Genomic DNA, 14,243 nt, shown 5'->3' on the forward strand with positions numbered 1-14,243 from the left:
TTCGGATGACGGAGACGACATGAAACTGGCCCTGTTGCAGACCCCGCCCGCCAATGGCAACGCAGACCAGGCCCTGGCCGAGCTGGAAACCGCGATGACGGCGGCCGCCTCTGCCGGCGCCGATCTTCTGGTCACCCCGGAACTGCTGCTGCCGGGCTACAATTGCCCCGATCTTCACGCCGCCGAAGCGCAGCCGGTCGAGGCGGATTGGATCGCTCGCCTGTCGGCCCTGGCCGCGACGCATCGCTGCGGGCTGGTGGTCGGCTGGGCAGAGCGTGCCGGCGATACGATCTATAACAGCGCCAGCGCCATCGGCCCCGATGGCGCCTTGCTTGCCACCTATCGCAAGCGCCAGCTTTTCGGCCCGATGGAACGGGCAAGCTTCGTGGCCGGATGCGATCCTGCCCCGGTCTTCGATCTGGCCGGGCGGCGCTGCGGGCTGCAAATCTGTTATGATATCGAATTTCCCGAACATGCCCGCGATCTGGCCCGACGTGGCGCCGAACTGATCCTGGTGCCGACCGCCAATCCGGTGGGCTTCGAACATGTGCAGCGCCTGTTTGTGCCCGCCCGTGCCGCCGAGAACGCCATCTGTGTCGCCTATGCGAATTATTGCGGCGAGGAGAACGGGCTGGAATTCGGTGGCATGTCGGTGGTTGCCGGCCCGGATGGGGCTGAGATCGTTCGCGCCGGACGCGGCCCGGCACTGCTGATCGCCGATTTGCCGGTGCTGGGGGATTATCCGGCGGGAATGCTGTCGACCCAGCTTGACGATCTGGTCGGCGGCGCCTGACAGATCGCGATCAGGCGTTGGCCTGTCCACTGGCCCGTCGCGCCTGACCCCGCCACTGCAAGAATGGCGAGGCCGGCGCCTGAGGCCCATGTGGTCAGGACCGGTCTTTCTTCGATGAGGCTTCCGGCATCTCGATGTTGATCTCCAGGCTCGAGACCGCGTTGTCACGCTGCACCCGGATATCAACATCCTCGTCTTCGACGGTGACGTATTTCCGGATCACCGCAAGAATGTCGTTCTGAAGCTGGGGCAGGAAGTCGGCCGCATCGGAACCGCCCGCGCGCTCATGCGCAAGCAGGAGCTGCAGGCGATCCTTGGCGGTCTGGGCCGTCTTCGCTCGGCGGGGCTTGAGGGAGAAACCGAACAGGCTCATGATGTGCGCCCGAACAGCCGCTGCAGCAGACCCGGACGCCGTTCTTCGCCGATCCGGATTTCGATGTCCTGCCCGGTCAGGCGCGCCACCGTATCCTCATAAGCCATGCCCGCGCTCGAGGGTTCGTCCAGGATCACCGGCGTGCCGACGTTCGAGGCCCGCAGCACCGCCTGGCTTTCCGGGATGATCCCGATCAGCGGCACGGCGAGGATTTCCAGCACGTCGTCCACGGTCATCATCTCGCCCTTGTCGATCCGGGCCTGATCGTGACGGGTCAGCAGGACGCGCGCCTTCACCGGTTCGGAGGAACCGCTTTCCGCGCGTTTGGTCTTGCTGGCCAGCAGGCCCAGGACCCGGTCGCTGTCGCGCACCGAGGAGACTTCGGGGTTGGTCACGACCACCGCCTCATCGGCGAAATACATGGCTAGCTGAGCACCGCGTTCGATCCCGGCGGGGCTGTCGCAGATGATGTAGTCGAACTCTTCCTTCAGCTCGTTCAGGACAGCTTCGACGCCTTCCTTGGTCAGCGCATCCTTGTCCCGCGTTTGCGAGGTCGGCAGGATATACAGCGTATCGAGCCGCTTGTCCTTGATCAGCGCCTGTTTCAGGCGGGCATCGCCCTGGATCACATTGATGAAGTCGAACACCACCCGGCGCTCGCATCCCATGATCATGTCGAGGTTGCGCAGGCCGACGTCGAAGTCGATCACCACCGTCTTATGACCGAGCTTCGCGAGACCCGCGGAAATCGCTGCCGCCGAGGTGGTCTTGCCCACCCCGCCCTTGCCCGAGGTGATCACGATGATCTTCCCCAGAGGCGGCTTCTCCTTCATTTGCGTCGTCATGTGAGCGCCTCCAAATGCAATCCCTCATCCTTTAGAAACACCTGCAGGCTCTGTCCCCGCAGTGTGTCGCCGATGCTTTCGCTGGTGCGGTAGACCCCCGCGATGGCCAGCAATTCCGCCTCCTGCCGCAGGCAGAAGATACGCGCGGATTCGTTGCCGTGGGCCCCGGCGATGGCCCGACCGCGCAGCGTGCCATAGACATGAATGTTGCCCGAGGCAATCAGTTCGGCCCCCGAAGAGACAGAACCGACCACGGTCAGATCGCCTCTTTCGGCGAAGATCACCTGTCCGGAGCGTACTGGCGTGGTGATCAGTTTGTTGTCGGGCGGTAGCAACTTGTCGATCTTGCGCCGGCCGCCGTTGCCAGCCTTCTCTGCCGGGATGTCGCGTCCGATGGTCACCGGGATCAGCCCAAGCTCCGCGGCCACCTCTGCCTGCGGATCAGAGACGTTCTGCACGCCGAAGACCTGCAGGTCGCGGCCTCGCAACTGGTCGACCAGGCCGCGAAGCGCGGCGGTTTCGGTCAGCCCGGGCACCATGCCCAGATCGAGGATCAGCGGGGCATCGAGCAAGAGCTGCGGCGCCTGCCGCAATTGCTCGTCAAGGGCTTCATAAAAGGCGGCGTCGAAATCTTCGTTTCCCAGCCTGATGGCGATCGCGGTGATGAACCGTCCGCGGATCTGGAACGGCTGGGCCGAGACCGAAGCGCGTCCGCCCCGGCCGTTTGCATTGTTTGTCCGCACCTGGACCGTGCTCCTGCTCTCGTCTGTCGGGGGCGAATCAGTTGCCCCCCATTGTTTTTTGTCACCTAGCCACCTTCGGCCCTAGGGCGCATCGTGGAACTTCATGGGCAAACGGATTGAGCGGTTTCCTGCTAGCGGTTGCCCGTCGGCGCGGAGACATTCCGCTTACCCGGGCGCTCTAGGCTGACCTGCGTCTTGACGTCGCGCCATTTGGAAGTGCGGCGGCAATATACTGCGCTTTTAGGGGGACCGCCACGGGCAATCGGAGAGGACAACCGGATCGCGAGTGCAGGGTGGCGGGGCGAGGAGCAAGCCGCGCGCCCGGCAGGATCCTGCCTTGCCGCTGTTCGGGTCGCGGCCGGCAGGCGCTTTGCCCTCCTGCCTTGATCCATGTCATGCCGGGTCTCAGGGATAACCCCTAATCGCCCGGGGTTTCCTCCGATATCGGGGCGCTTGCCCCGGTCCTAAATTATGGCTGACCGAAAGAGGAAAGGATCAGCCACATGGACACCAACCGCCGCGGCTTTCTGGGCGCGATGGGTCGGGTCTCGATCGGCGCTGCGGCCACGGTGGCCGGCGCCGGCCAATCCGCCACAGCCGCCACCGACCCGGATCACAGGACCCATTGGGGCATGGTGGTCGATCTGCGCAAATGCATCGGCTGTCAGGCCTGCACTGTCGCCTGCATCATGGAAAACGATGTGCCCGAGGATGCCTTCCGCACCCATGTCTCGGTCTACGAACTGGTCAAGGACGGTCAGGACCCGGCGATGGTGATGCTGCCGCGGCTGTGCAATCACTGCGACAACCCGCCCTGCCTGCCGGTCTGCCCGGTCGAGGCCACCTTCAAGGCCGAGAATGGCGAGGTTCTGGTCGATGCCAGCAAATGCGTCGGCTGCGCCTATTGCGTGCAGGCCTGCCCCTATGATGCGCGCTTCATCAACCACGAGACGCAGGTGGCGGACAAATGCACTTTCTGTTTCCACCGCACCAGCGTCGGCCTGTTGCCGGCCTGCGTGGAAACCTGCGTCGGCGGTGCCCGCAACTTCGGCGATCTGAACGATCCCGACAGTGAAGTATCCCGCATGTTGCGCGAGAACGAGGTTTCGGTGCTGCGCCCCGAGATGCACACCAATCCGAATGTCTATTACATCGGCCTCGACGAGGTTCTCGACGGGCGGGTGGCCGGGGAGGCCGCCTATCGCCCGCCGCTGACCGGCGAGGCCCAGGCCACCCATGGAGAGGGTCTTTGAGATGGACGTGCAAATCCACGAACTCGTCGGTGCCGTGCACGAGGCAGCCTGGCTGCCCTGGGCGGTGCAGTATTTCTTCCTGATCGCCATGTCGGTCACCGCGCTGCTGATGTCCCTGCCGGGCTTCGTCTTCGGGCGCGAGGCGGCGTTGCCCAAGGCGCGGCTGGCGCTGATGGTGGCGGTCACCACCGGCATCACGGCGCCGATCGCGCTTCTGGCCGACCTGCACCAGCCGGGGCGGTTCTGGGAATTCTTCGTCTATACCCACAAGACCTCCTGGATGGCCTGGGGCGCCTGGGTGGTGCCCTCTTATGTCGGGCTGTTGATCCTCTTCGCCTGGGCGATTCATCGCCCGGCCTTCTACCGTTGGGGGCAACAGGACTGGCGGTTCGCCTGGTTGTTCCGGCTGCTCAGCCTTGGGGGAGAGGCCAATTGGTTTGCCCGTCCGCTGGGAATGGCCGCCGGCGTCGCGGCGCTGGCTATCCTGGTCTATACCGGGATGGAGGTGACGATCGTGCGCGCCCGGCCGCTGTGGAACACCCCCTTCCTGCCGCTGCAATTCGCCGCCACCGGTTTCGTCGGCGCGCTGGGGGCGATGCTGGTGCTAGAGCGAGTGCTGAGCCGCGACGGCGCGCTTGAGGCGCGGTTGAATCGCAACCTTGCTGCCGCGCTCGCCGTGGTGGGGGCGCTGGGGCTCGCCTGGTTCGCGCTGGCCAGCTCGGGCCTGTCGCCTCGGCATGCCGAGGCGCTGGCCTCGGTCGCGGGCTTCCCGGTCTGGCAGAAGATCGCCACCTGGGGCGCGCTGTCGATTGCGGTGCCCTTCGTGCTGGCGTTGGTCCTGCCGCGCAACAGCGGTTGGGTCACCGGGCTGATCGCCATCCATGCCGCCTGGATGTTCCGCTGGACCGTCTTCATGGGCGGGCAGGCGGTGCCCAAGGTCGGGTCCGGCCTTTACGACGCGCTGATGCCCACCGGCATCGCCGGGCTGATGGGGGTGATCGGCACCTTCGGGCTCTGGCTCTTCCTGATCATTGCCTACACCACCTTCATTCCCTGGGCCGAGGCCGGCCAGCCCGATGACGGGCGTGGCGCCAAGGCCCCCGGACATCCCGTCCGCTCTGTCTGAGGAGACACCATCATGTCCACTCGCCGCAATATCCTGAAAGGCGCAGCCGCTGCCGGTGCCCTCGGCACCTTCGGGGCCGGCTATGCCGAAACGCTGAAGAAACTGGCCAAGGGCAAATGGTCGGGCGAGGTGCCCAACGCCGCCCTGACCGGCAATTCGCTGACGCCCGAATATGTCATCGACCCCGACACCGGCGATCTGGCGATGAACCCCGATATCGCCATGAGCTATACGATGTGCATCGGCTGCACCACCATGTGCGGCGTGCGGGTCAAGGTCGACAAGGCGCAGAACAAGGTGCTGCGCGTCACTGGCAACCCCTATAGCCCGATGAGCACGGATCCCTTCATCCCCTATGAAGCTTCGGTCAAGGACAGTTTCCTGGCGATGGCTCAGACCGGCAAGGGCGATGGGCTGACCAATCGCTCCACCGCCTGCGGGCGGGGCAATGCGGTGCTGCAGCAGGTCGACAACCCGCGCCGCGTCTTGAAGCCGTTGAAACGGGTGGGTCCGCGCGGGTCGGGAAAATGGCAGACCATCAGCTTCGAGCAACTGATCGAGGAGGTGGTCGAGGGTGGCGATCTCTTTGGCGAGGGCCGGGTGGCCGGACTGCGGGAAATTCGCGACCTGAAGACCCCGATCAAGAACGGCGCGCCGGAACTGGGCCCCCGGGCGAACGGGCTGGTGGTGATGAACTGCGTCGATGACGGCCGCGACAACCTGTTGCTGCGCTGGCTCAAGCAAAGCTATGGCTCGACCAACTTCACCCGCCATGGCTCTTATTGCGGCGGCGCCTATCGTTCGGGGTCCGGTGCGATGTTCGGCGATTTCAAGAAGATGCCGCACGCCAAACCGGATTTTCTCGAAGCGGAGTTCGTGATGTTCGTGGGCACCGCCCCGGGCAATGCCGGTAACCCGTTCAAGCGGGTGGGAAATCTGATCGCCAAGGCGCGCTCTGACGGCAAGTTGGATTACGTGGTGGTCGATCCGGTGCTGAACAATGCGCAGAACGGGCCTTCGGGAGACCGGTCGCGCTGGGTGCCGATCAAGCCGGGCACCGACGGCGCGCTCGCCATGGCGATCATCGGCTGGATGTTCGATCACGACCGGATCAACCATGCCTATCTGGCCCAGCCCAGTGCCGCCGCCGCAGAAGCGGCGGGAGAGCCGAGCTGGACCAATGCCACCCATTTGGTGATCGTAGAGGAGGGCCATCCGCGCTATGGCCGCTTCCTGCGCGGCTCCGACATCGGGCTGGCGGTGGAGGGCGATGCCTATTCCGACGTCGATCCCTTCCTGATCGCCTCCGAGGCCGGCCCGGTGCCGGTGGGTGCCGAAGCGGCGCCGCTGTTCTTCGATGGCGTGGTCGCGACGGCGAAGGGGCCGGTGGCGGTGAAGACCTCTCTCACCCTGCTGCGCGAGGCGGCGGCGAGCCGCACGTTGATGGAATATTCCGAGGCCTGCGGCATCCCCGTCGAGACCATCGAGGGGCTGGCCACCGAACTGACCAGCCATGGCCGCAAGGCGGCGGTGAATTCCCACGGCGGGATGATGTCGGGCTCGGGTTTCTACAACGCCTATGCGCTGATGATGATCAACACGCTGATCGGCAACCTGAACTGGAAGGGCGGCACCATGATTGCCGGCGGCTGGTTCCCGGACAACAAGGGCCCGGCCTATGACCTGGCCAAGTTCCCCGGAATGGTGACGCCCAAGGGGCTGCCGATCGGGCGCAACGTGCCTTATGAAAAGACCAGCGAATTCAAGGCCAAGAAAGCCGCAGGTCAGGCCTATCCCGCCGATGGCCCGTGGTATCCGAACGCGCCGGGGCTGGCGACCGAATGGATCAGCTCCATGGTCAATCATTATCCCTATGGGGCCGAGGCGCTGATCTTCCGCAACACCAACCCGATCTATGGCGTCCCCGGTATTTCGCATGTGGTGGACAGGCTGAAGGATCCGAAGGTGGTGCCGCTGATCATCTCGGTCGACCCGTTCATCAACGAAAGCTCGGCGATCTCGGATTACATCGTGCCGGATTCGGTGATGTATGAAACCTGGGGCTTCACCAAGCCCTGGGGCGGGGTGGCGACCAAGGCGACCACGGCGCGCTGGCCGGTGATCGAACCGAAGATGGAGAAGAACGCCGAAGGCCAGCGGGTGGGGCTTGAGACCTTCCTGATCGCGACCGCCAAGCGGATGGACCTGCCGGGCTTCGGCGATCAGGCGATCCCGGATGCCGATGGCACCCTGCACCCGCTGAACCGGGCCGAGGATTGGTATCTGCGCGGCGCCGCCAATGTGGCGATGATCGGCAAGACACCGGTGCCCGAGGCGACGGATGAGGATCTGGAATTGTCGAACGTCGCCCGTATCCGCGCGGATCTGGAGGCGGTGCTGAAACCCGAGGAATGGCGTCGGGCGGCGACCATCTATGCCAAGGGCGGGCGGTACGAGAATATCGAACGCAGCTATCAGGGCGACAAGGCGACCTATGCCTTCGGGGCCCCGATGCTGGTCTGGAACGAAGGGCTGGGCAGCTTCCGCCGCGCCACCACCGGCACCCGGATGCCCGGCAGTCCGACTTGGTTCGAGGCGGAATTCGCCGATGGGTCGAAGGTGGCCGATCACTACCCCGCCGCCGACTGGCCGGTGAAGGTGATGAGCTTCAAGTCGCCCTTGCAGAACTCTTATTCGGTGGGCGCCAAGGCGCTGCTGAGGATCATTGCCTCCAACCCGGTGGTGCTGGGCCGTGCCCTGGCCGAGGCGCATGGCATTGCCAACGGCGACATGGTGCGGCTGACCACGCCGGGCGGCAGCCTGGAAAGCGTCGCGGTGGTGCGCGACGGCATCGCCCCTGACACCGTGGCGATCGAGCACGGCTATGGCCACAAGGGGTTCGGTGCCCAGGACATCATGATTGACGATGATATCTGGCCGGCGGATCCGCGGCTCGCTACCGGAGTGCTTTTGAACGACATGGGGATGGTCGATCCGACCCGGGCCAATACCGGCGTCTGGGTCGATCCGGTCTCGGGCACGGCGGTGCGGCAGGGGCTGCCGGCGCGGATTGAGCGGATCTGAAGCTCTGAAATAAGTGGCGCGACGCGCGAGGGGATCGCGCGCCGCGCCTGCGACCTGCCCCCAGAGGGAGAGGGGGCGGGGATGGCTTTGGGGTCAGGCCGTCAGATCGGCGGTAGCCATCATTTCGATCCGCATGCCCGGTGCGACCAGTTCCTTGACCACCACGGTGGCACGGTTGGGATAGGGTGCCGCGAAGTGGCGGCGATAGACCTGATCGACGGTCTTCATGTCCTCGCCCTCGATCAGGAAGATCTGCACCTGCAGCACATGATCCAGGGTACCGCCAGCCTCGGCCAGAACCGCCTTGAGGTTTTGGATGGTCAGTTCGGCCTGTTCCTCGATCCCGGCCTGCAGAATGCTGCCGTCCTGCTGGACCGGTCCGTGATTGGTATAGACCATATCGCCGGATTTCACCCCCCAGGTGAAGGGCTGGCCGGGTTCGGGCAGACCGCCGGTCAGGATCTGTTTCATGCGCTGGTCTTCCTCGGTTGCCTGACTGCCATATCAGCAGGCCGCGGGGAGTAGCAATGCCAGATGGGGGAAGGGGGGAACTGCCGTGGCGAAACGCGCAGGCTCCGGCGGGGGTGTGCCCGGTGCGCCGGGCGGCTGGGCCGTGAGACCCCGGCAGGATGCGCGGCGCCCTTGGGGGGCGGGTGCCGCGCAAGAGGATCAGGCGAAGAGCATGCGGCGCAGCGTCGGGGGCAGGAAGGGTGCGCTCAGTGCGGCGCCCAGGGTCAATGTCCCGCGCCGCAGATCGGAAAAGAATCCGGCGGGGCTGGCGCTCAGGCCGGTCAGGGCCAGCCGCAGCACATCGCGCACCGGAGCGCCCTGCCGCAGGGCCCGCTGCGCAAGATAGCGCAGGTGGATCGCTTCGGCGCGGGGGTCGATACGGTGGCCGAAACGCAGCGCGGTGGCCAGAACCGCCTCGCGGTTTGCGCGCAGGCTGTCCAGATCCTCGGAGAAGTCCCGGATGTCGAGCGGGTGGTGCACCAGCGCGTCTTTCATACCGACGACCCGGAACCCGCAGGCGCACAGTCGGATCAGCCATTCCAGATCCTCGTCGCGTTGCAGTGCAGTGTCGAACCCGCCGGTGGCGGCGAAGACATCGCGGCGCACCACGAAGTTCGACAGCGTCACGACAGGATTATCGGCGACAAGCGCCTGAACGGTCAGGTCGTCCTCCAGCGTGGCCGAGATGCCGCGCGGAACGGCGCCGTCGAAAAGGGCCACCCGGGCGTAGGCAGCATCAATGCTGGGGTCGGCAAACAGGCGTTCCATCCGCGCCAGTTTCGAGGCTTCCCAGATGTCGCCGGGGTCGCAGAAGGCGATCAGGTTGCCCTGGGCCTGGGTCAGGGCGATGTTGCGCGCCGCGGACCGGCCGGAGCCGTCGGCCCGGATCAACCGGAACCGGCTGTCGTTCCCGGTATAGAGGGTGGCGATTTCGCGGCTCAGATCGTTGGAACCGTCGTCGATGATCAGGGCTTCCCAATCCGGGTGGGTCTGGAAGCGGATGCTTTTCAGCGTTTTTTCCAAGATGGCTTCGTCATTGAAACAGGGGATGACGATGGTGAAGGGCAGAGGCAGCATCAGGGATCATCCTCAACAATTGGGGAAAACAAAAACAGGTCCGAGAGGCGACTGCCACGACGACCGGGCGCCCATCGTCCAGCCTGCCGGTGAGGGCAGGCCGGAGACCGCGTTGCGGCGGTTGTGGGGGCTGGGGCGGTTGAAGATCGTCATGGCAGTCGCAGTCCTTGGGTGTATGCCGGTGTTTCGGCATGAACCGTTCTATCGCAGGACAGCACTGCTTTCTTCTGCGCGGGAGGAGAGGACGAGGGCGCAAGTGGGCAAGGACCTATCCGAAAGGATAAGGGTGACATTGGCGCATGTTGGCGGGACGAGGGCGGGAGACCGGCCGGGTAAACCGGTGCGGGTCGTCCTGATCAGGCAGCGTGGCGCCAGGCTTCCAGCGCCTGACGGCTACGCGCCCAGAGATCGGCCAGCGCGGCAAGATCGGCCGAGGGTACCGGCTGGCCGCGTTTGAGTGTCATTTCGATCCGGTTCAGCGCCCGACGCAGGGCCACCATTCCGAAGGTGCCGCAGGAGCCGGCGCATTTGTGCACGATGATCTCAAGTTCGGGTTGGTCGGGTGGGGCATCGGCCAGCGAGGCGACGATTTCGTCGGTCTCGGTCAGGAAGCTGTGGTAGAGATGCTGGCTAGCCTCGAGGCCGAGACCGGCCCAGAGGGTGGCGATCTGATCGGTGTCCAGCAAGGTAACCTGTCTGGGTTTGGCGGGCGAGGTGAAGGATGCCGGCGGCTCTTTCGTGGTGGCGCTGGCCAGAACCTCGCGCAGTTCCTCCCGATCCAGCGGTTTCGAGATGTAATGCGTCATCCCGGCGTCTTGAAAGCGGGCGATTTCCTCGGGCAGGGCATGGGCCGTGACTGCGATGATGGGGGCCTGCGCCGACGGGCCGCTGCCGGCGCGGATGCGGCGCGTGGCGCGGGGACCGTCGAGAACCGGCATCGAGATATCCATGAGAATCGCATCGAAGTGGTGTTTCTCCGCCCAGTCCACTCCGGCGCTGCCATCGCTTGCCTCGGTGACCCGGTGGCCGTCGGCCAGCAGCATTTCGCGGGCGACAAAACGGTTGATCTCGTTATCCTCGACCAGCAGCAGATCGAGAGGGGCGGGCAACGCCCGGGTTGCCTGTTGGCGCGGGAGTGACCGGGCAGGGGGCGCCGTCGGTTCCAGGGGCAGCCGCAGCCAGAACAGGCTGCCTTCCCCTGGTTCGCTTTCTGCGCCGATCTCTCCGCCCAGCATTTCGGCCAGTCGTCGGGCGATGCCAAGCCCCAGACCGGTGCCGCCGGCCTGGCGGGCGTAAGAGGAATCGAGAGTCTCGAAATCCTGAAAGATCCGTTCCAGATCCGCCTCGGCGATGCCGATTCCGTCGTCGATGACCCGAAACTCGACGGTGCGGCCGTCTTTCAGCCATTCCGTTTCGATCTCGATCTCGCCGTCGCGGGTGAATTTCACCGCGTTGCCGACGAGGTTGAGCAGAACCTGCCGCAGCCGGCGCGCATCGCCGATCACGGTATCGCTCGGCGCGCCGATCCAGCGCCAGCCCAACCGGTTGCGGTTCTGCTCCGCCATGGGAGCGGCCGTCTCGATCACCCCGTCCAGCAGCCGGGGGAGGGAAAAGGGTTGGGTTTCGGGGCGCATCTTGCCGGCTTCGAACTTGGCAAGGTCAAGCACGTCGTTCACCAGACCCAGCAGCAGCCGGCCCGAAGATTGCATGCGGTCCAGCAGATCGCTTTGCGGTTCAGTCAGGTGGTGGTCGCGCAAAAGTTGCATCGACCCCAGCAGCCCGTTCAGAGGCGTGCGCATCTCGTGGCTCATCACGGCGAGGAATTCTGCCTTCGCGCGCTCTCCCGCCAGGGCCCGGTCGCGGGCAATGGTCAGCCCTTCCTCGGCGGCTTTCCGGCGTGAGATGTCGCGCAGATAGGCGACGAACAGCCGACCGCTGTCAGCCTCGGCCCGGTCAATGGAGAGCTCGGCCGGGAATTGCCTGCCGAGGCGGTCGACAGCGGTGATTTCCAGAAGTTTCTCATGCGCTTGCGGCGCTCGGGCACGGTCGAGGAACCGCAGTTGCCCGCCCCGTAGGCTTTCGGCCATGGTGGCCGGGAACAGCAGGTCGATGGCATTCTGGCCGCGAGCCTCTTCGCGAGAATAGCCGAAGATGCGCTGGGCGGCGGGGTTGAATTCCCGGATCGTCCCGTGGGCATCGGTGACGACGATGGCATCGAGCGAGGTTTCCACGATGGTACGCAGCCGTCCCGCGGTGCGTTGCAGATCGCGCGCGCGGGTCTGAGACAGCCGCGCCAGCCGGAAGAACGACACCGACAGCAATACCAGCCCGGCCATCAGCCCGGCCAGCACTGCGGCGATTATCAGCAGGGTGCGGATCAGGCCGGTGCGGCGGCTGTCCGAGATCTGGGCGAAGGCCGCCAGGCCTTCGAGAGAAAGGTTGCGCACATCCTCGGAGATCCTCTCGGCGGTTTGTGCAAGTTGTGGCAGGGCGGCGGCCAGCCTGGCATCGGGGCTGTCGATCAGTGGCACCGCCTGATCGAGGAATTCGCGGACATGGCTGCGGGGCAGGTCATAGGCGGGATCGGCACGCAGCGTGCGAAACACTTCGCCTTTTTCCAGCGTCGCCATGCGGCTGAAGAAGATGTCAAAGCGCCGCCGGACTTGATCCAGGCGTGAGGGATCGTGTCGCGCCTGCTCCAGCTCCAGACGGAAATGCAGGAACTCCACATCCGCCTGGGCCAGGCTCCATTGCAGGTTGTCGGAATTGGCCCGCGACAGCGCGTCCAGCTCGCGCAGCACGATCCAGGCCAATCCCCCGACCAGCGCGATGCACAGTACCAGGACCAATACCACGGCACTGGTCCGGCCCCATGGCATCCTTGCCTCGGGTTCCGTGGTCGGGATCATGCTGCGATCCTGTGGCAGTCGCTCCTCCTGTTCGACCTATTCGACGATGATCCGATCTAGCTGCCAGATACTGCGGGCATAGATGACCTCTCCTTGATAGGCGGGATTGGTATCATAGGGGTAAACGATCCACAGTGGCCCCTTGTCACGAACGGACATCGGTGCGCCGTTGCGCAGATAGGCGACGATGGGTCCGTTTTCGACCCAGTCAGAACTGGGGATGTCGACGGCGTAGTCATTGATTGCGGTGGCCTTGAGCCTGTGCCCCGAGGCGCCCACGGCCCGCATCAGCCGGATCAGCGGGATACCGGTGAACTGCTGAACCCCATCGGTCCAGATGGTGGTGGTCGCGATGGTGACCGGTTGCATGCTTTCCAGTAGCCTGCGATCGAATTGCGCGGTTGCACCGACATTGGTCTGGGTGATCTCTCCCGAAACGGTAAGAAGGACCTCGCCCTCCGGAGGGGCGAGGTCCTGCGCCATGGCGCGGAGGGGGAGAGAGAGCGCCATGACAAGGGTGAGCCGGACCAGCAAGGCAAGGGTCGGTTGCAACAGGCTTCGGGGCATATGAATCTCCATCAGGTTGAAGCAGATCATAGCATGAAACGCACCATCCGGGGGGGGAGCATTGGCAGAGGTATCCTATCCCGAAGGATAGGAGCTGCGCCGAAAAGGCATGATTCGCCTCGGTTCTGCCGTTTTCTTGCGATTCATCCGGGGAACCGACACGGTCGCCCGGGGAACTTGTTTTGGTTGACCTCCACGCGTTGGGGTTGAATGATACATAATCAGGCCCGTCCGGCACCTGCCTTTGCGGGGATGCCGGCGTAAGGAGGGTGCATGCGAATTCTGATCGCCGACGATCACATGCTGCTGCGCGATACGCTCGTTCTCTATTTCCAGAACGAGGAGGGGATCGAGACCGCCACCGCCGCGGATTTCGACGAGGCAGAGCGGCTGCTGCGCGAGGGGGATGGTTTTGATCTGGTGCTGCTGGATTATGCCATGCCGGGGATGGAGGGGCTGTCCGGCCTGACCCGGATGATGCAAATCCCGGGGCATCACCGGGTTGCGTTGATTTCGGGCACCGCCAGCCGCGAGGTGGCTGAACAGGCGCTCGAAGCTGGCGCCGCCGGGTTTCTGCCCAAGACGCTCTCGGCGCGCTCTCTGGTCAACGCGGTGCGTTTCATGGCGCTGGGCGAACAATACGCGCCGCTGGATTTCCTGCGCGCCGCCGAGGAGGAGCAGCAAAGCCATCCGCTGGCAGACAAGTTGTCTTCGCGCGAGTTGGAGGTCCTCGAGGGGCTGACCCAGGGCAAATCCAACAAGGAGATCGCCCGCGATCTCGATATCCGCGAACCGACAGTCAAGCTGCACGTCAAGACGCTTTATCGTAAGATCGGTGCGGCGAACCGGACGCAGGCGGCGATGATTGCCAAGGATCAGGGGCTGTTCTGATCTTCCCCATTCGGGCACGACCCTCTCCGAAAGGATAGGGGGGCTCTCCCTCCGGGATGAAAAGCTATCCCG

Annotated in this window: 12 protein-coding genes; 5 read left to right on the forward strand and 7 right to left on the reverse strand. The window is 64.8% G+C overall.

The window, feature by feature from the left end; all coding sequences use genetic code 11:
* Positions 1-19 precede the first annotated feature (19 nt).
* Positions 20-793 (forward strand): carbon-nitrogen hydrolase family protein, encoded by a 774-nt coding sequence (locus G455_RS0112510; RefSeq protein ID WP_028094022.1) that lies wholly within the window; start codon positions 20-22, stop codon positions 791-793.
* A gap of 94 nt (positions 794-887) precedes the next feature.
* Here G455_RS0112510 and minE read toward each other — a convergent pair whose 3' ends face one another.
* Genes minE through minC form a run of 3 tightly spaced genes read right to left on the reverse strand, consistent with a single transcriptional unit; the run spans position 888 to position 2,754 of the window.
* A complete protein-coding gene (gene minE, locus G455_RS0112515) occupies positions 888-1,166 on the reverse strand; it encodes a cell division topological specificity factor MinE (RefSeq protein WP_189658347.1) in 279 nt (92 codons plus the stop codon).
* Positions 1,163-2,011, reverse strand: coding sequence for a septum site-determining protein MinD (gene minD / locus G455_RS0112520; protein WP_035366684.1), 849 nt, complete (start codon positions 2,009-2,011; stop codon positions 1,163-1,165). The genes minE and minD overlap by 4 nt, the downstream gene beginning before the upstream one ends.
* On the reverse strand, positions 2,008-2,754 hold the full coding sequence (gene minC, locus G455_RS0112525) for a septum site-determining protein MinC (RefSeq protein ID WP_028094025.1): 747 nt from the start codon (positions 2,752-2,754) through the stop codon (positions 2,008-2,010). The genes minD and minC overlap by 4 nt, the downstream gene beginning before the upstream one ends.
* Before the next feature lie 503 nt (positions 2,755-3,257).
* Between minC and dsrO the strand changes: the two genes are divergently transcribed.
* The 3 genes from dsrO to G455_RS0112540 are packed head-to-tail and all read left to right on the forward strand — an operon-like array spanning position 3,258 to position 8,217.
* On the forward strand, positions 3,258-4,007 hold the full coding sequence (gene dsrO, locus G455_RS24005) for a sulfate reduction electron transfer complex DsrMKJOP subunit DsrO (protein ID WP_051312445.1): 750 nt from the start codon (positions 3,258-3,260) through the stop codon (positions 4,005-4,007).
* A 1-nt stretch (position 4,008) separates the two neighbouring features.
* Positions 4,009-5,133, forward strand: a complete 1,125-nt coding sequence (gene nrfD, locus G455_RS24010) for an NrfD/PsrC family molybdoenzyme membrane anchor subunit (protein ID WP_051312447.1) — start codon at positions 4,009-4,011, stop codon at positions 5,131-5,133.
* Between the two features lie 12 nt (positions 5,134-5,145).
* Positions 5,146-8,217 (forward strand): molybdopterin dinucleotide binding domain-containing protein, encoded by a 3,072-nt coding sequence (locus G455_RS0112540; protein ID WP_028094026.1) that lies wholly within the window; start codon positions 5,146-5,148, stop codon positions 8,215-8,217.
* A gap of 93 nt (positions 8,218-8,310) precedes the next feature.
* Here the strand turns inward: G455_RS0112540 and G455_RS0112545 are convergent, their stop codons facing one another.
* From G455_RS0112545 to G455_RS0112560, 4 genes are all read right to left on the reverse strand, one after another.
* Positions 8,311-8,688: a RidA family protein gene (locus tag G455_RS0112545; protein ID WP_028094027.1), complete on the reverse strand. Its 378-nt coding sequence runs from the start codon at positions 8,686-8,688 to the stop codon at positions 8,311-8,313.
* Positions 8,689-8,886: 198 nt separating this feature from the next.
* Positions 8,887-9,804, reverse strand: coding sequence for a glycosyltransferase family 2 protein (locus G455_RS0112550; protein WP_035366685.1), 918 nt, complete (start codon positions 9,802-9,804; stop codon positions 8,887-8,889).
* 356 nt (positions 9,805-10,160) lie between these two features.
* On the reverse strand, positions 10,161-12,713 hold the full coding sequence (locus G455_RS0112555; protein ID WP_051312449.1) for an ATP-binding protein: 2,553 nt from the start codon (positions 12,711-12,713) through the stop codon (positions 10,161-10,163).
* Positions 12,714-12,749: 36 nt separating this feature from the next.
* A complete protein-coding gene (locus G455_RS0112560) occupies positions 12,750-13,280 on the reverse strand; it encodes an oxidoreductase (RefSeq protein ID WP_051312463.1) in 531 nt (176 codons plus the stop codon).
* A gap of 273 nt (positions 13,281-13,553) precedes the next feature.
* Between G455_RS0112560 and G455_RS0112565 the strand changes: the two genes are divergently transcribed.
* A complete protein-coding gene (locus tag G455_RS0112565; protein ID WP_028094031.1) occupies positions 13,554-14,171 on the forward strand; it encodes a response regulator in 618 nt (205 codons plus the stop codon).
* Positions 14,172-14,243 lie beyond the last annotated feature (72 nt).

Origin of the sequence: Pseudodonghicola xiamenensis DSM 18339 (assembly GCF_000429365.1) — a bacterium.
Lineage (GTDB): Bacteria > Pseudomonadota > Alphaproteobacteria > Rhodobacterales > Rhodobacteraceae > Pseudodonghicola > Pseudodonghicola xiamenensis.